This is a genomic window from Vibrio sp. 10N.222.52.B12 (assembly GCF_002875385.1).
GTDB lineage: Bacteria > Pseudomonadota > Gammaproteobacteria > Enterobacterales > Vibrionaceae > Vibrio > Vibrio jasicida.
In genome coordinates this window covers 1-16978 of record NZ_MDAW01000001.1, presented here as the reverse complement: position 1 = coordinate 16978, position 16978 = coordinate 1, and the positions used below count along the sequence as shown (strand labels likewise).

Sequence of the window (16978 nt, the reverse complement as noted above, 5' to 3'; positions counted from 1 at the left end):
CCGAGATGGGCCAAATTTCTATGTTCTAGATTTTTTAGTGAGGTACATCATTTGGTCAGCATGCTGGATAAGCGCGTCACTGTTACTTCCTTCATGAGGGAAGCGCGCCATTCCGATACTCAAACCGATGTGAACGTTTTGAAAATGGATGAAAATAGGTGCACTACATGCGTGTTGTAGTAAAGACTGAAATTGTTCTAAATCCTTTGTACTTTCTAGGTTGGGAAGACAAAGGATGAATTCATCACCACCAATTCGTGTAGCAAATTGATCGTTCCCCAGCAGTTGTAAGATCCGTTGGGCGGTGACTTTCAAAACCTTGTCGCCGGCATCATGGCCGAACTTATCATTCACGGCTTTAAAGCTATCTAAGTCGATGTACAACAGAGTAAACGGTTGAGCGCGTTGTATCTGATGTTCAATTAACTGATGGCCTTTAAAGCGGGAATAACACCCTGTCAGCTCGTCTATCTCGAGCAGTCTTTCTAGTTTTTCGACCTGTTCGTACTGCATTTGCCAAGCGTTTTGCCAATAACGCTCTATAGAAAGCAATCCTTTGTAAATAAAAAGGTTGAACAGGTACAGAAACGTACTCCGAATGGAGAACTCACTTAAACCCTGTAGTTTAAACGGGTCACTACCTGCAACTATCAAATCTATGTTAAAGCAAGCAGCCATTGATAGTGCGTATGCAATTAGCGACCAAAATACGCCAAATTCAATTAAGGCTAAAAGGAGATTGACCGTCACTAACGACGAAAAGAGAAAATGCCCGCCTAAAAAATAATACAGGTAAAAAGTGAGTGTGAAGCCGAGGATAAGAGCAATAACCACCGCTTTGTTTTTTTGTTCAAGAACGAAAAAGCGCCCAGCCCAAAGATAAGTTAGGCAGGCGACAGCGGCGAACAGGTAAGGAAGGTATACAACAAATTCTACCCCTCTAATTGCACAAGCGAATAGGGTAATCAGAATGCCCAAACTCGTAGAGCGCATGTAATAGCGCGTAAAAATTTTGGTGAACTGTGTTCTGTCCATAGTTATGTCTCAAAGGAACAGCAAATAATGGGCAGACTAGGAGAGGATTCTGTATGGATTGAGTGTGGATGGATGACTTGTAAAGACGAAACGACTTACCCCGCATGAGTCTGTAAATGCCAGGCGCATGTGCTTTTTTGGGCGTTTTTCTCGTCTGCAAGCGACACTGCATTTCATAAAGTTGCTCGATACCTACTGCCGTTTTTATAAACTATTCTATGAGGCAGGGTTGCATAAAACTATACGGTTTTCGGGAAAATGCCCCGATCTCAATATGTCCGCATAAAAAGTGGGTAAACGGCAAATTTAGTGAGGTAGAACTAGTACTTACATCCTACTAGTGAATTTAAATTCAGTCTAAAGTATGAGGTGTCTACTTGAGTTTTTGATGGATACGGTAACCCATCGCGTAACCAAGATAAAATAGCGCAGCGAGTGTGAAAAAAGCGGATATATAAGCAACAAGATGATTCAACCCCAATCCGAAGGATAGAGTGAATGCGATACCATTTACGGCTTCTACTGGGATCTTGTACCACGCGGAATGCACAGTTGATCCAAATAGAATTAATGTACCAATTAAAAAAAGTGTGCCGACTGTTAAGCCAACCCATCTGCTGCTGTTCATGCGTCTTCTCAAGGGTTACGACGTTCGTAACAAAATATTACAAGACAAGCATTATACAACTGAGTGAGGGGCAAGGTGGTAGCAATATTTGCACGATTAAATCAAGAGGCCACCGAAGTGACCCCTTTTTAACCGGTTAGCATCTTAATTAGCCAATCCACCGGATGAAGTAAGGGATGATCAGCGCGTTCGCCAAATCGATAAAGAAAGCACACACCAAAGGCACAATAATAAAGGCTTGGTGAGAGTTACCGTATTTTTGTGCAACGGCCGACATGTTCGCCATTGCGGTTGGGGTAGAACCCAAAGAAATCCCCCCAAAACCAGAGCAAACAACCGCAGCGTCGTAGTTCTTTCCCATTAGAGGAAAAACGACGAATATGGCGATGCAAATAGCCACAAAGAACTGCGCGCCAAGAATGATAAAAATAGGTCCTGCTAAATCGACCAAAGCCCATAGCTGCATGCTCATCAGTGACATGGCTAAGAACGCGCCCAACGCCATATCCGCAATCAACGCAACCGCTGGTTTTCTTGCTGGCCAACGAGTACCTGTAAGGCGAGGGTAAGAGGCGGGAATAAGGTTAGAAATCAAGATACCGGCGAACAAACAGGTCACGAACAACGGTAACTCAAGCCCTAAGCTGCTTACGCCTTCGTTCAAAATTGCACCCAAGATGATACAAACATGAATCGCTAACATCGCATCTAAGAAGTCATAAGCATTGATGGACGGTTGCGGTTCATCTTGCGCAGTACCCACGTCCATTTCTTCTACTTTTGCAGGCTTTAGGTTGTGTTTGTTGATTAGGTATTTTGCAATCGGTCCGCCCATCAAGCTTGCTAAAATTAAGCCAAACGTTGCACTCGCGATGCCGATTTCCATCGCGGTATCAAGATCGAATATTTCAGCGATTCGAGGTGACCACGCAATCGCAGTGCCGTGTCCACCAATCAGAGACACCGTGCCGCTCAGCAAGCCAACCGCTTCTGGTTGATCTAACATGGTCGCAATTCCAATCCCCGTTAGGTTTTGAATCAACATATAACCGATGGTAACCGAAAGCAGGATCAATAATGGCTTACCACCTTTGAACAGATCTTGAAGGCTGGCGTTGATGCCGATAGTGGTAAAGAAATACACCAACAACAAGTCTCGGGTAGCAAGATCAAATTGGACATCGATTTGAGTGACGTAATGGATAACGGCGAACAACACCGATACCAAGATGCCGCCGGAAACGGGTTCAGGAATACTGAACTCTTTTAAGAAGCTGCTGGCTTGGGTTAGGCGTCTGCCTAAAAACAACACGATGATCCCGAGGGTTACCGCGAGAAAAGATTCGACTTGTAATACACCGTCGACAAAGTTCATAACCACTCCTGTTTTTTTAAAACATGATGAGAAAATTAATCGGTACGTTTATCTCTAAACATACTGACATGTTTGTATGACATCCAATTGCATACCAACGAATTTGAACTAAGTCGGATTGTGCTGAGAATCGTATTTTCGGAACCGATAGAAAAGAGGAGTAATAACAAGGTCACATGTACCTATGCATGACTCCTCTTGCTTCGATTAAGGGTTCGTTAGTTAAATAGCCAGTAGCTTTCTGGATTGTCTGGACATTGATAAGGACCACATTCGGCAAAAGTCCCAATCACATTGAGTGCCACAACAGAAATCGCCAGCAAACATGTGATGCGACCTAGGTTGCTCATTTCGTATGGTTTTGGAGATTCCTCTTTACTGGTGAGCATCAGAATAACGGCGACCGCGAAAATGGTGGCAACAAACAACACAAACGCCCAAGTGTAATAGTGCATCCCGAAGATAGGGCTACCGTATCCAGGCGTACCGGGAATCACGTGCAAAGAGACTTGTCTCAATGACGTAGCGACGCCATAGAGTGCGCCAATAAGGACCACACCATAATGTCGCGACTGCGGTCCATACACCACGTTCAACAAGAAGCCGAACATGATCATGATGAAGCCAATGCGCTGCAATAAACACAAAGGACAAGGCAACTCATTCAGTACAAATTGCAGAACAAAGCCAATCAATAAAACGGCTGTCATGCCAAGTAAACCAAGGGTATTAAGTAAAGCCAGATAGTTTCGATTCATGTGCAATCCCCCTTACAACAAGATGGAAAGAGGGTCGGTGGCGTGATGATTGAACCAATACAGTCCAATGATCACCGAGGAAGTAAAGAAGGCATAGCCCACCGCTTTCTTACCTAAAAATGCACTGAGCATCGCAATCAATAACAGCAAAAAGATTAATGTCATCATGAGGGAGTTCCTTCCTTACTCTCTGATTTCAATCCTTTTAACTATAGGAAACGCGAGCCAATGCGCGACTTTATACCCAATAAAAAAGAGGAGGGGTTAGATTCGAGGTCCCCGTTGAAGCTAACCCACTCCCCAAAATCGTTACTTAACTCATTCCGTTTAACTTTGTGGAGATTGCTCTAATGCCCAGTCGCCACCCAGTGATTTGTAGAGTGCGACAGTGACCTGAGCCGTTTGCAATTTGGCTGCGATTTGTCGGTCTTGCATCATGCGTTGCTGGCGCTGAGCATCCAGCACCGACAAGTGGTCAATCAACCCAGCACGGTAGAGAGATTTAGCTTTCCCCACGGCTTTATATGTCGCAACTAGAGCATCATCAATGCGGCGCTGATTCTCTTGGCTTCTGCCATAAGCAAATAGTGTGGAGTCCACTTCAGCAAAAGCCGAATCTACGGCGTGTTGGTAAGTCAGTGTTGCTGCGTCAAAACGAGCTTGGTTGATGTCCTCTAAAGCATCGCCACGACCACCATCGAAGACATTCCAACTGATGCCTGCCGCGCCAACCCAGCCGAAAGAATCACTGCTAAACAGATCATCAAAGCTAGAAGCAGACACGCCCGGAGCGCCGGTTAAGAAGAACTTCGGATATTGATTGGCGATACTTGCCGCAAGTTCTTCATTGATGGCTGCAATTTCTCGCTCCGCTAAGCGGATATCAGGGCGTCGCTGCAGTAAGTCGGAAGGTAATCCGATTGGCACGACATTTTGCATTGCAGGTACACCTTGAGTCTCTGCAAGTCGCACTTCGACTTTTGATAAAGGCTCACCAAGTAGTACCGCGATACGATGTTTGTGTACTTGCTGCGCGATTTCCAACTGAGGAATGATTGACTCCATCGCTGCAAGCGTCGCTTTGGCTTGCGCTAAATCGAGATCCGAGCCATAACCGCTGCGAACCACTTTCTCGACCAAGTCCATGGTTTTTCTTTGGTCTTCAAGGTTTGATTTGGCTAAGTCGAGACGCTCGCTTGCACCTTGATACTGCAAGTAGTTATGAATCAAATCCGCAGTAAGCAAAGTCGTCAGCCCGCTTTGATAAATCTCAGCTTGCTCAACACGTATTTGTGCCGCATTGGATTGACGATCAATGCGACCGAACAAATCCAATTCCCAAGCGATACTTGCGCCGGCAAACACACCATCATGCTGGTTGTCCAACAAGGTTGTATTGCCAATTTGTGGTGGCAGGCCAGCGGCGGAATCACCAATCGGGTTCAGCGCAGGGCCAAGCAGCGAGTCGTTCTTACTCAGCTGATAATTGACGTATCCGGCACCAACATTGATGGTTGGCACCTTGAATGACTCGACAACGGTCTTATAGCTGTCTGCCATTTTGATGCGCTCTGCCGCGACCTTAAGCGGAATGTTTTGGCTTTGCATATCAAGCACCAAATCGTTCAACGTTGGGTCGTTAAACTCTGTCCACCAAAATGGTTCTGTCTCTGCATTGCGGCTGACGCCATTTTGGTCGGCATACAAATAAGTCTCTGCCATGCTGGTGGTTGGCGTTTGATAGTCTGGCCCAACGGCGCAACCGGATAAACTCATTGCCAACACCAGTGGCGCGATAACGAACTTTCTCATGATTACGCCTCCTTCAATTCAGCGCCAGTTTGCGTTGTTGGTGATTTTTCTTTGTACGCCAAGCGATACAGTGCCGGCATGATGAACAATGACAACACGGTCGCTGCTGCCAGACCGCCGATGATGGTGGCTGCCATTTGGTCGAACAAGAGATCCGATAGCAGCGGGATCATGCCGAGAGCGGTTGTCAGTGCACCCATCGAAATCGCCATGGTGCGGTTAACGGTGGCTTCTTTGATGGCATCCGATAATGGGCGGCCATTCGCACGTTCAAGTTCAATTTGGTCCATCAACACAATGCCGTTTTTAATGATCATGCCCGTCAGGGTGATGGCACCAATCAACGCCATAAAGCCGAATGGTTTGTCAAAACCAAGCAGAGCAAAGGTGGCACCGGTAGCCGCCAAAGGCAGTGTGGCTAGAATGATGATCGGTTGCTTAAAGCCGTTAAACATTGCGACCAGAATGATCACCATGATCAGCATGGCTTTTGGTAGCTGTTTAAAGATGTCAGTAACCGCTTTGTGTTCATCGTAGTATTCGCCGCCCCATTCCAAGCTGTAGCCGGCTGGCAGAGGAATCGCTTCGATTTGATCTTTCACCGCGTTGCGTACTCTTGCTGGTGTGGTTGAACGCTCAACACCTGCTTGTGCTGTGATGGTTTTGACGCGATTGCGGCGCCAGATCATGCTCTCTTCTGGTACTAGCTCAAAGCCATCAACCACTTGGCCGAGAGGCACACTGTGCATGCCAAGTAGCGAACGCACGGGCAATGTTTCTAGTGACGCCATGTTTTGCGAAGTGCCACGCAGCTGAATTGGAATCAACTCGTCATTAAGGTTCATCTGACCTAATGGCATGCCATCAGAAGCGCGTTTCAGAGCAAAAGCGATGTCCGCACGGTTAATGCCAGCTTGACGCATCTTGTCTTGATTGATGATGGGTTTGAGCACCTTGCTTTCTTGACGCCAGTCATCACGAACGTATTTGGCATCCGGGTGAGTAGCAAAGATGGCTTTTGCTTGATTCGCCAGTTGGTGTAACACCGCTTCATCAGGGCCAGAGAAGCGCGCTTCTACTGCGTACTTGTCTGAGGTCGCCAGTTTTAACGCTCTAAAGCGAGGTTCTGCGTCTGGGAAAGTGTTTTGCAACCACTTGTCACCACGTTCAACAAGTTGGCTGATGCTTTCGTAATCCTTGGTGTTAATCAATATCTGCCCGTATGCAGGATCAAGTGGCTCTGGTTCTACGGTCACCGAGAAGCGCGGTGCACTTGCGCCCATGTAGCTAGAGATGCTTTCTACTTCTGGTTGCTTGAGTAGCCATTGTTCGACTTTGCGCATGTCTGCTGAGGTTTGCTCGATCTTGGCGCCATTCGGTAGCCAGTAATCAAGGAACACGATAGGGCGATCCGATTGCGGGATAAAGTTCACCGCCACGTAAGGCACAGCAACAGCAGTCACCAAAAGCAGAGGAATCAATGCTGTCAGCGCGTTCATTGGGTTATCAACCGTCCAAAACACCAACTGCTTGTAACGGCTTGGCTTTGCGTCTTCATCGATAGGTGTTGGTTTGATGAACATCCAACACATCAGTACGGTGAAGGTCATCGCGACCAACCAAGACAAAAGAAGCGAAGATGCTACGATGTAGAACACTGAACCCGCAAACTCGGCTGAGTCGGTTTTGGAGAACAGAACTGGACTTGCACCCATGATGGCAATGACGGTCGCGCCAAGCAGAGGGACTGCGGTTTCCTTGACCGAATCAATAGCAGCACGTGTGCGTTCGATGCCTTTGCCCAGTTTTACGATCATCATGTCAGTGATCACGATGGCGTTGTCGACCAACATACCTAAAGCAAGAATGAAGGTACCTAACGAGACTCGGTGCAAATCAATGCCCGCGATATTCATGTAGACCAGCGTGAGCAAGATAGTCAGCAATAAGCTCGATCCCACAATTGTCGCGCTCTTAAAGCCCATGAACACCAATAGCACCACAAACACAATGCCGACACTTTCAAGCAGGTTACCGACGAAGTCATCAATCGCTTTTTGCACTTCTTCAGGTTGGTAAGCCACAGTAGAAATATCAACGCCAAGCGGTAGGGTTTGTTGGTAGTTTTGGATGATGTCGCGAATCGTGTCGCCGAGCGAGACCACATTAATGCCTTCAACAGGGCTGACCGCTAGCGTCACCGCAGGCTCACCATTAAATCGATTTTCTGTTAGCGCTGGTGTTTGGTAGCCCATGGATACATCGGCGATGTCACCTAAGCGAATCAAGCCTGTACCTAGCTCACTCACGCCACCTTTGATGACTAAATTGCGAATATCATCTAATGATTGAAATTCACTGGTTTGAGTGATGCGAATGCGCTCGGTGCCAGCATCGAACTTGCCTGCTTCAAAGGTCATGTTCTGTGTGCTGAGTTGGTTCCAAACCTGCGCGACAGACAAGCCATATTGGGCTAGACGTTCGTCAGGCATATCAATGTAAACCACTCGTGGTTGCACGCCGTGTAGCTCAATCTTCTTGATGCCTTTTACGGCTTTGATTTGGCGTTGCAATTCTTCTGCATAGCGGCGTAACTCTTCTGGTGCGGCGTCTTGGCTATGGATAGAGAAAAGCATGCCATACACTTCAGAGAACTCATCCTGAACAATGCTGATTTGCGCTGTAGACGGCAGTTGCAGTTTTACGTCGTCGACTTTGCGGCGCAGTAAATCCCATTGTTGCGGGAGCGCTTTGGAATTGAGGCTCTCTTTCAAGTCGACAAATACCATCGACATCCCCGGACGAGACAATGAGCGCAGGCGATTCAACTCGGCCATTTCTTGAAGCTTGGTCTCAATGGTATCGGTGACTTGTTGTTCTACTTCTTCCGCCGAGGCGCCCGGATACAAGGTGACAACGACGGCGGTTTTAACCGTGAAGCTAGGGTCTTCCAGCTTGCCTAAATCGAAGTAAGAATACAGCCCTGCCACCACACTCAAGGCGATAAAGAACAACACGAAAGTGCGCTGTCTTATCGCAAATTCAGCTAAATTGATCATGATTCGAGCCTATAGCGTTTTGATGGTTAAATTCGGCGTGTTGTCGCCAGCTTGAAGATAATGAGTGCCGCTGATGACCACATAGTCGCCTTGGTGGAAAGCACCAGAGACACAGGCTTGGTGAGAGTCGATAGACTGCAAACTCACTGGCTCTGTATGCACGATAGAGTCACGAACGACATTGACGTGTAGCGATTTCTTTTCACCTAAAATCGCAGAATAGGGGAAGCAATGGCTGGATTGATCTGGCTGAAATGAGGTCGTGACCGTAACGGCTTTGCCATTGAACAGCTCACTAGAAATCGAATCGATAGCTAGAGTGACAGGGTAAGTTTGTTTGATGAGATGCTTTTTAGGCGCGATTTCAACGACGTTCGCACGGTATGCTTGCTCTGAACCATACCACGACAGTGCCGCTGGTTGCCCAAGATTAAACTGACGAATCATGTTCTCAGGCACATCGATATCCACTTCCCACTGACCGTCTTGTTGAAGAGTAGCGACGCTAACGCCCGGCAATGTCTGCTCGAATGCGTCGATTCGTACCTCGCCAATGCTGCCAGAAAATGGTACACGCAGTGTGGTGTAAGCCAAGGCATCTTCCGCGCGTTGGATATTCTTCTCTACTACTTTAACGGCAGACAAACTACGCTCATAACCGCTGATAGCACGATCCAAATTCACACTGGCAATCGCGTCATCATCGGTGGCTTGTTTCACGCGTTTTAGCTCAGCCTTTGCCAGTTTATGCGCAGACTTCGCTTCCAGCATACGTGCTTGAAGTTCTTCCAAAGAAACTTGGTAATCGTGAGGATCAAGCGTAGCAATGATCTGTCCTTTCTCGACATGATCGCCTTTCTTCACCAAAACGCGGTCAACCGTGCCAGGAACGCGAAAAGAAAGGGATGCGGTCTCTTTTGCTTGAACAATGCCACTAAACGATTTGTTCAATGCCGTGTTTTCACCCGTGACTTCAACAACTTGAATTGGGCGAGGGGACTCTGGTTCTGTGAACGTGTTTTGGCTTTGATTACAGCCAAACAGTGCCAATGTCGCGGCACCTAATGCAGTAGTTTTGAATAGACGATTCATATGATGGCTCCATAATTTTGGTGCCATCATACAATTGTACAGTGTTCAGATAATCACTCAACAATGAGACTCACTGTCTCAAAAAAACGAGACAATGTATTCAGCTAAACGAGTTTTGGAATTTCTTTAATGAGGTGGTCAATAAGTAGTCGGCTCGCCTGACTCAATGTCTTAGGCTGAGGGTAAAGCAACCAACCCGATTCTTCAGTAACAGAATATTGTGACAATAGCTGTACCAAACTGCCGGATTCCAACTCACGCTTCACCAGTAGTTTGGGCATAAAGGTGATTCCACGATCTAAAATCGTCGCGTTCTTAATAAAGCCAATGTTGTTAGAAATGAGCTTCGGATGCAGTTGTACACTTTGTTCTTGGAAGTGCCATACATTATCTACCTCGCCATTTGGCCAACGAAAACAGACACACTGGTGTTCCTTCAGTTGTTCTAAGTTCTCTGGCATGCCGTGTGTTTCAAGGTAATTGGGAGAAGCGACTAAACAACGGTCGAGTGTCAAAAGCTTACGGGCAACGATGTCGGAATCAAATAGAGCACCACCATGAAAAGCGATGTCCAAGCCCTGTTGGAACATGTCACTAAAGCCATTGTTGATGTTGCGAATATCTAACTCAACGTGTGGGTATTTATCGTGGAAGTTAAACAGAATTGGGCGAACCAGTTCGTCGGTTTCTGGCAGTAACCCGAGTTTGATGCGGCCGCGAACGTCATTGGTGTCATTGCTGACTTGTTCGTTCGCCGAATCGAGCATCGTCAGCGCTTTTTGCAGGTTCTCGTAGTAGGCTTCGCCATTATTGGTGAGTGATAAACTGCGTGTGGTGCGATGGAATAACTGAGCACCTAAAGATTGCTCTAATTCGCCAATTCGTCGACTCACATTCGCGCGCGGCAGATCCAATGCGTTTGCTGCGGCGGTAAAGCTTCCTAGCTCGACCACTTTAATGAAGAGTTTAAGATCGTCGATTTTCACACTGGCGCTCCATGCTTATTGAACACTGTACTAAACCGTGACACTCTAAAGCATCATAACGTTATGCACAAAATATAACGTGACTTTTGATAACAGATACTTTTTTGAAAAGAGAAATAGGGAATTAATGTGCTGAGAGTCATTCAACGTCGTCGAATCAAGAAGGTCATTAAGTTGCTTTCTGTCAGATTGATTAAGGGCTATGGAAGTCGCGAGTATTTCTCTATCGGACAAGTGCAAAACAGTACAAGCGAGTTGAGCAAGCGCCAACAACAGATCGCTTTGGCTCTGTATGCCGATCCTCAAGAACTAAGTGCAGAAGTTAGAGCTGAGCTTAGTTCCTTGCGTGCCGATGTCTCGAATGACTTTTTCGATGGTGGTGATTACACCGCACAAGATGTTCTGAATTTGCTTGGCTCGGGCGGTTGGAAAGGCGGTCGTATGGACGATGATATGTCGCACCGATTCGGAATGAATAGCCGATATTAAACAGGATTGTATTAGGGAACGAATCACGATGAAGCAACTGGATCTCAACTTACTTCGGATCTTTCTGGTGTTACTTGAAACCAAGAACACGCGCATTGCAGGTGACCAATTAGCGTTGAGCCAACCCGCAGTCAGCAAAGCGTTGGGAAGGCTTCGTGATTACTTTGATGATGAGTTGTTTACTCGTGTTCACTCTGGCTTAAAACCAACGCCTCGTGCACTTGAGCTAGGTGACAAGCTACCGATGATCATGGAGAGTTTGGATGAGGTGATTCTAGATTCGCCAACGTTTGAGCCTGCCGACTACCAAGGCAACATTACCATTGCCATTAATGGCTTTATCTCCAATTGGCTCGGTGCACGCTTGTGTCTCGCGGTGATTGAAGAGGCACCAAACGCACAAGTAAACATAGTGAATTGGGGCTCTCAAACACTCAAAAAGTTGCTCGATGGTGAAATTCAAGCGGCCATCAACTACTCGCCAATCGACACCAATAAGCAATTTACCCACCAAGTGATTGGTGAAGATGATTTTGTTGGGTTAGTGAAAATCAACCACCCGTTGGCAGGAAAGACCTTGTCTCAAGCTGAAATCAATCAAGCAGAATACGCCAGTTTGGTGGTGCCGGGTTGGAATGATACTCAGCCCTTTATTGCTAAGCACCTTTCAAGTGAAGTGTTGAAAGTAAAAGCGCGAAGCTCCTATTTGCATACCTTGCTCGATGTGGTTAAGCAGAGTGAGATCATCTTGCCTTGCTCTCGACAGCTTGCTCATTATCTGTGCGGTGAGTTTGAGTACGTCTCTTTCCCGAATCACACCCCAGATGAGCTTAAAAATATTATGCTGGTGGAATCACACAATAAGCGCATGCATCCGATGCATCAGTGGCTCAAACGAAAAATCATCACTACTTCCCAAGCTATCATCCAAGAAAAACAATAAGCCTCTCCATCGAGAGGCTTGTTCTTAGAGGTGTGTTCTCAGAGGTTGGTCTGAAGAGATTAAGCCTGTTCTGCGTTATTTTGCCGTCACGTTCGGGAAGTTGTGCATTTCCTCAATCGCTTTGGCTTTGTGACTTGGACGATAAGCGCGCAGCGCGAAATTCCAGCCCGCATCGTTCACTTCAATCACGTTATTCGCGGCACCACAAGTCTCGCCTTTCGGTGCGAAGTGAATGGTGTAAGAGCCATCTTTGTTTGGTACAGCGGAGGTTGAGTCTGCGCTGTTGTTATCCGTCATCAACCAGCCTTTGCCTGAGTATGCGGTGATAGACCAGTAACCGCCTTTTTCATAGCTTAGTGACGGTTTGTCGAAGGTGATGTCAGCACACTCAACTTTGCCAGTACCAGCTCGTGAAGAGTACACCGCGTACTCTGCTGGTAAGCCAGCCCAGCCCACAGCGGTACCAATCATAAATTGCTTGTTATCTGGCGTTGCAGTAATGCCAGTAGTGAAGGCTTCTTCTGTCTTAATCGTGTTGACTTGCTTCTCCCATTTAGCACGCACCGCGTCGCGAGAGGCGCTGTCCCAATCTTGCGCTGGCTTAAATGGTTTTGCGGATTTTGCATCAATCACGGCGGCATCTTGTAAGCGATGTGCCTCTTCCATGCCTGCTGTCGTAGCGGTACGCATTAGGATGTAAATGTAATCCGAGCCTGCAATTTTCGAATCAATGTAGATCTCGTCACCACCGTAAATGGCCATATGGTTGTCGTGATTGTTGTTGAAGAAATGCATGATTTGGTAAGCATCACCTTTCGCTAAACGGAAAGTGGCCCCTTTCGACACATCGACCACGGCTGTCGAGTAGAGCAAGTCGGTGTTTGAGCGAATGATCATCTGATTATCAACGGTGACGCTGTCTCGGTTGTGGTCAAACACATTGATTGGTTGGCGCTCTAGTTGTTGAGTGAAGTACAGATCAGTTTCTGCGCGGGCGAAGTTTTCGTCGGTCACTTTAACGGCTGCCATGGTCTGCATAGAGGTGATGGCAATAAGAGTCGCTAAGATGGTCTTTTTCATGTCGCTTACCTTGAGGTCGTCATTAAGAGATGACCTCACTTTATCGATATGATTGTGATGACAGAAATGAATTGATGTAATTTAGATAATAACCAAATCGAATTGCAAGCTTGGATTGCTAGCCGTCACACGCAATGCTGTTTTCGATATTGCAAAGGGGTGATGCCATTGGTGCGTTTGAACTGGCGGATAAAAGAGTCGGCAGAAGCGTAGCAAAGCATGTCAGCAATGGTGCGGATTGGATATTCGCTTTTGGTGAGCAGCTTCTTACTCTCGGTGTCGCGAACTGAATTCACGATATCTCGGTAGGTGAGGTTATTTTTGTTCAACAAGTTCTGCAACGTTCTCGGGTGGATGCCGAGCATTTTGCTGACCAAGGTTTTGCTGATATCACCGAGAGGAAGTAATAAGAGAATCGAGTTGGTGGTGATTTCCAATAGCGTGTTGTGATTTTGAAGACCGTGAGAGACTTTGCGTCGCATTTGATTGGTAATGATCATCTCCAAATCGGGCTTTTCTGCGAGTAGGGCTTTGGGGAACTCAAAACCATCGAACTGACTACCCAATATCACTTTGCATCCAAAGAAACGTTCAAGACGCTCTATCTGTGTTTGCTGCTGTGCTCCTGATTCACCTTGGTAGCGCGCTTTAAAATGGACTTGATGCAACTTCAACCGTTCGCCCAATACCATCTTGAACGTTGTAATAATGCCTCCGATGGAAAGCAAAGCGTGTTGGCTTGTATCGACATTGGGTTCGAATAAGAACTGGGTAAAGTGGCGAGCGATGTCTTCACGAATATCAAGTTGATGGCGAGAAGCACGTTGCTGATAGCTGTATAGGCCAAACAAAACCGGATAGATGTTTGCGAGAGATTCCTGACTGGCAATCAGCAACATAGCGATGTCCAAAGACTGGTAGTCAATCAAGGTACTGAGCTCTAGGGCGAACAGCGGGTCTTTGGTCTCTTTGGCGGCCAAGTTCAGTAGTTCTGCAAATTGCTGATGGCTAAGCTCTTGGTTTTCATCGTGTAAGGTTGAGATTTGAATATTGAGCTTTGAGGTTAAGGTTTGAGGCTCAACACCATATCGTCTGCACAATTTAGGGAAAGCAGAGAGGTATAACGCGCTCAATCGATATTCGTTTTTCACTCAAATATTCTCAAAATGTCAATTTTCAGTCTTGGCTTGTTTTTATACTGCGCCACATTGAGTTGGTCAAGAAATGGCTGATTTCAACTTCATCCCGATACCGCCTGAAACGACGAGTAGAGAATAGACATGAAAAAAGTAACGAAAACCCTTATCTCTGGTTTGATATTTGCCGCTTTAACCAGTAGCGCATACGCAGACAACAACATCAAGATTGAGAACATGCACACCCGCTCTGGTGATTTTGCTTTTGAAACCAGCGTGCTCAACGGCATTCCAACAGAGGAAAGCTCAAAGAAACTGTTTAATCTGATGGATTTTCAGCGCGCGACACAAGCTTATATTTGGTCTATTCCGCTGACGTCTAACTACGCGTGGAAGGCGGCGTATGAGAAAATGGGCTCAGAAGATGGCCAAATTACTTATGTGGCATCTCATCAGTCTAAATTAGGCGGCTTAACTTACAACACCTCAACGCCTTACGCCATTACATGGTTTAACGTAGAGAAAGAGCCCGTAGTAGTGAACATCCCGACCGATGAACTGCGTGGCGCGGTGCATACCATGTGGCAGATTGGCATTGCACAGATGACTAAACCAGGCACATACGTAATAAAAGCCAAGGGCAGCGAAACACCAAAGAACCTACCAAAAGGTGCGGTGGTACTTGAATCGGATACTAACTATGTCTTCTTTGGTGTGCGCTTAATGGCGAAAACCGAGAAACAGCGCATGACGGACTTGGAGTCGATGTCAATCACGCATCTGGATGGCAAACCCCTAAGCGATCGAGGTGTTAACTTCCCGAAAAAAGGTCTTGATGCGAAACACCCACGTGGTATGGAGTTTTGGCAAGTGCTCAACGAAGCCATTCAAACAGAACCTGTCGCAGAACGCGATCGCATGATGCATGACATGTTGCGTCCATTGGGTATTGAGAAGGGTAAACCTTTCGAGCCAAATGCCGAGCAAGTGAAGATCATGAAAGAAGCGGTAGTGCTTGGTGAGGCCATGACTAAGAATATCGACTTCAACAAAACGGGTCGTTTACATCAATCGGAATATGGGCCTGAAGGGAACCGTTGGGAAGTCGCAACAGCATCAACACCAAACCAAGATCGCGCTTATGGCATGGATCTCGATGGTCGCGCGGCATGGTTTTATGAAGCGGTGACGAACGACATTGCGATGCATGGTTTTGAAAATGGTGGCTGGGGTCAGATATACCTTGATAACTATCGTGACGGCGAAGGTTATGGTCTAAATGGTAGCAATCACTACACGCTGACATTAGATGGCGATGTGAACTACGCCGATTTGTTCTGGACCATTACGGTGTACAACGTGGAAAACCGCGCCATCATCGATAATGATATTCAACGTGCGGATGTCGGCTCAAACGTTCCGGGCACAGTGAAAGACGCAGACGGTAACTACACGTTCCACTTTTCACCAACCAAGCCAAAAGGTGTGAATGAAGTAAACTGGGTACAAACTCGACCAGATGAAAACTGGTTTGTGTATTTCCGCGCTTACTCACCAAGCAAGGCGTTTGTTGAGCAGAAACCAGAAACGATTCTGCCAAACTTTAAACACGTGAAATAACCCGAAAAGCCACCATGATGAAAATTGTCGTGGTGGCTTTTTTAAGACTCACTGCGTTTGATGCTCTGCCGCTAATTTGAATTAGTAATCAAATGACAAACTAAAATCCCAGTAGTTTCGGTTTGAATCATTGAGGTCAAATCGATGAGATAAATACGGTTTTATTCCCCAAAGATTCAACGTAAAGCCGAGATTAATATAGCTGTCGGCATCGGTTGTATTTCTGTTGGTGCAAATCGGTCTGGAGCATGGCAATTCATCAAGATTGAGCTGCGCTTTTCCGTAAAGATTACTGTCGTGTCCGTACGAAGCAGACAGCTCCAACACGTTGTTCACAGGGTAAAGCACACCAACCAACTTGTTCAGATTGAACGATTCATCCCGAATATCCCAACCTTCTCCCTCAAATCGGCTATCGATGTATTGAACATCGAAATTGGTGAACACAATCGCGTCACCCAATTGCGCGGCTGAAAACAACCCTGTGGTGTACACGCCCGTTTTATCTGTGTTTCCACCTACAGAAGCGCTTACTTCATTGTAAATTTGGTCGAAGAGTAGGAAAGAATAACCAAGACCAATGTCACCAAATTTGTCGCTGTCTATCGAACCAAATAGTCGCCACTTATCGTTCAAGTTATAAGAACCATTTAGGGTGAAAACATAGTCGTTCGAATAGTCTCCAAGAAAATCACTCTTACTGACTGAAACATCGAACGTTTCGACAAGTAAGGTTCCCCAATCTTGTTGGGATTCTTCCGGTGATTCTAGTTCTTGGAGTTTAGTATGGACATGCTCAGGTTCTGTACTTGCGCTGGTTTGAAATGGCAGAAGTAGCAAAGAAACGATAAAGGTTGTAAACGGAAATCTCACGAGCGGCTCTCTTTAATGGGCTTCCATGCTGTGAATGCGGGACAGAATTAAGATAAAAAAGCCCCCAAGGGAAGGCTGTCTCTTGATCACAA

At 46.5% G+C, this 16978-nt stretch carries 15 protein-coding genes; 3 read left to right on the top strand and 12 right to left on the bottom strand.

All coding sequences use genetic code 11. From position 1 onward, the window contains the following. Window positions 1-18: 18 nt before the first annotated feature. The 9 genes from BCT11_RS00070 to BCT11_RS00035 all read right to left on the bottom strand — a co-directional run bounded on the left by BCT11_RS00070 (window position 19) and on the right by BCT11_RS00035 (window position 10745). Window positions 19-1035, bottom strand: coding sequence for a GGDEF domain-containing protein (locus BCT11_RS00070; RefSeq protein WP_038865014.1), 1017 nt, complete (start codon window positions 1033-1035; stop codon window positions 19-21). 373 nt (window positions 1036-1408) lie between these two features. Then, window positions 1409-1663, bottom strand: a complete 255-nt coding sequence (locus BCT11_RS00065) for a hypothetical protein (protein ID WP_038865015.1) — start codon at window positions 1661-1663, stop codon at window positions 1409-1411. 148 nt (window positions 1664-1811) lie between these two features. Then, window positions 1812-3038, bottom strand: coding sequence for a sodium/glutamate symporter (gene gltS / locus BCT11_RS00060; protein ID WP_038876636.1), 1227 nt, complete (start codon window positions 3036-3038; stop codon window positions 1812-1814). 218 nt (window positions 3039-3256) lie between these two features. Then, on the bottom strand, window positions 3257-3796 hold the full coding sequence (locus BCT11_RS00055) for a disulfide bond formation protein B (protein WP_102386807.1): 540 nt from the start codon (window positions 3794-3796) through the stop codon (window positions 3257-3259). Between the two features lie 12 nt (window positions 3797-3808). Continuing rightward, the gene (locus BCT11_RS28075; RefSeq protein WP_198593887.1) at window positions 3809-3964 is read right to left on the bottom strand and encodes a DUF5993 family protein; all 156 of its coding nucleotides are present in this window, start codon (window positions 3962-3964) and stop codon (window positions 3809-3811) included. A 159-nt stretch (window positions 3965-4123) separates the two neighbouring features. Then, window positions 4124-5608, bottom strand: a complete 1485-nt coding sequence (locus BCT11_RS00050; protein WP_102386806.1) for an efflux transporter outer membrane subunit — start codon at window positions 5606-5608, stop codon at window positions 4124-4126. Window positions 5609-5610: 2 nt separating this feature from the next. Continuing rightward, the gene (locus BCT11_RS00045; protein ID WP_102386805.1) at window positions 5611-8667 is read right to left on the bottom strand and encodes an efflux RND transporter permease subunit; all 3057 of its coding nucleotides are present in this window, start codon (window positions 8665-8667) and stop codon (window positions 5611-5613) included. Window positions 8668-8676: 9 nt separating this feature from the next. Beyond that, window positions 8677-9759 carry an efflux RND transporter periplasmic adaptor subunit gene (locus BCT11_RS00040; protein ID WP_102386804.1) on the bottom strand — a complete coding sequence of 361 codons (1083 nt, stop codon included), beginning with the start codon at window positions 9757-9759 and terminating at the stop codon, window positions 8677-8679. A gap of 104 nt (window positions 9760-9863) precedes the next feature. Next, a complete protein-coding gene (locus BCT11_RS00035; protein ID WP_039975520.1) occupies window positions 9864-10745 on the bottom strand; it encodes a LysR family transcriptional regulator in 882 nt (293 codons plus the stop codon). A 129-nt stretch (window positions 10746-10874) separates the two neighbouring features. On the opposite strand from BCT11_RS00035, the gene BCT11_RS00030 reads away from it, so the two are divergent. Both BCT11_RS00030 and BCT11_RS00025 read left to right on the top strand, forming a co-directional pair. Beyond that, the gene (locus BCT11_RS00030; RefSeq protein WP_102386803.1) at window positions 10875-11234 is read left to right on the top strand and encodes a DUF6559 family protein; all 360 of its coding nucleotides are present in this window, start codon (window positions 10875-10877) and stop codon (window positions 11232-11234) included. A gap of 28 nt (window positions 11235-11262) precedes the next feature. Then, the gene (locus BCT11_RS00025) at window positions 11263-12177 is read left to right on the top strand and encodes a LysR family transcriptional regulator (protein WP_102386802.1); all 915 of its coding nucleotides are present in this window, start codon (window positions 11263-11265) and stop codon (window positions 12175-12177) included. A gap of 75 nt (window positions 12178-12252) precedes the next feature. On the opposite strand, the gene BCT11_RS00020 is transcribed toward BCT11_RS00025, so the two are convergent. After that, window positions 12253-13257, bottom strand: a complete 1005-nt coding sequence (locus tag BCT11_RS00020) for a DUF1214 domain-containing protein (RefSeq protein ID WP_102386801.1) — start codon at window positions 13255-13257, stop codon at window positions 12253-12255. A gap of 125 nt (window positions 13258-13382) precedes the next feature. Further along, window positions 13383-14408, bottom strand: coding sequence for an AraC family transcriptional regulator (locus tag BCT11_RS00015; protein ID WP_102386800.1), 1026 nt, complete (start codon window positions 14406-14408; stop codon window positions 13383-13385). A 129-nt stretch (window positions 14409-14537) separates the two neighbouring features. Here BCT11_RS00015 and BCT11_RS00010 point away from each other — a divergent pair, with 129 nt between their 5' ends. Continuing rightward, a complete protein-coding gene (locus tag BCT11_RS00010) occupies window positions 14538-16013 on the top strand; it encodes a DUF1214 domain-containing protein (protein ID WP_102386799.1) in 1476 nt (491 codons plus the stop codon). Window positions 16014-16094: 81 nt separating this feature from the next. Here BCT11_RS00010 and BCT11_RS00005 read toward each other — a convergent pair whose 3' ends face one another. Then, window positions 16095-16886 carry a hypothetical protein gene (locus BCT11_RS00005; protein ID WP_102386798.1) on the bottom strand — a complete coding sequence of 264 codons (792 nt, stop codon included), beginning with the start codon at window positions 16884-16886 and terminating at the stop codon, window positions 16095-16097. Between the last annotated feature and the right edge of the window lie 92 nt (window positions 16887-16978).

What these genes read in the sequence shown, in the direction of transcription:
- gltS (WP_038876636.1), bottom strand. Translation starts at nt 3,038, where the DNA reads ATGAACTTTGTCGACGGTGTATTACAAGTCGAATCTTTTCTCGCGGTA.
- BCT11_RS00020 (WP_102386801.1), bottom strand. Translation starts at nt 13,257, where the DNA reads ATGAAAAAGACCATCTTAGCGACTCTTATTGCCATCACCTCTATGCAG.
- BCT11_RS00070 (WP_038865014.1), bottom strand. Translation starts at nt 1,035, where the DNA reads ATGGACAGAACACAGTTCACCAAAATTTTTACGCGCTATTACATGCGC.
- BCT11_RS28075 (WP_198593887.1), bottom strand. Translation starts at nt 3,964, where the DNA reads ATGATGACATTAATCTTTTTGCTGTTATTGATTGCGATGCTCAGTGCA.
- BCT11_RS00010 (WP_102386799.1), top strand. Translation starts at nt 14,538, where the DNA reads ATGAAAAAAGTAACGAAAACCCTTATCTCTGGTTTGATATTTGCCGCT.
- BCT11_RS00045 (WP_102386805.1), bottom strand. Translation starts at nt 8,667, where the DNA reads ATGATCAATTTAGCTGAATTTGCGATAAGACAGCGCACTTTCGTGTTG.
- BCT11_RS00050 (WP_102386806.1), bottom strand. Translation starts at nt 5,608, where the DNA reads ATGAGAAAGTTCGTTATCGCGCCACTGGTGTTGGCAATGAGTTTATCC.
- BCT11_RS00065 (WP_038865015.1), bottom strand. Translation starts at nt 1,663, where the DNA reads ATGAACAGCAGCAGATGGGTTGGCTTAACAGTCGGCACACTTTTTTTA.
- BCT11_RS00040 (WP_102386804.1), bottom strand. Translation starts at nt 9,759, where the DNA reads ATGAATCGTCTATTCAAAACTACTGCATTAGGTGCCGCGACATTGGCA.
- BCT11_RS00055 (WP_102386807.1), bottom strand. Translation starts at nt 3,796, where the DNA reads ATGAATCGAAACTATCTGGCTTTACTTAATACCCTTGGTTTACTTGGC.
- BCT11_RS00025 (WP_102386802.1), top strand. Translation starts at nt 11,263, where the DNA reads ATGAAGCAACTGGATCTCAACTTACTTCGGATCTTTCTGGTGTTACTT.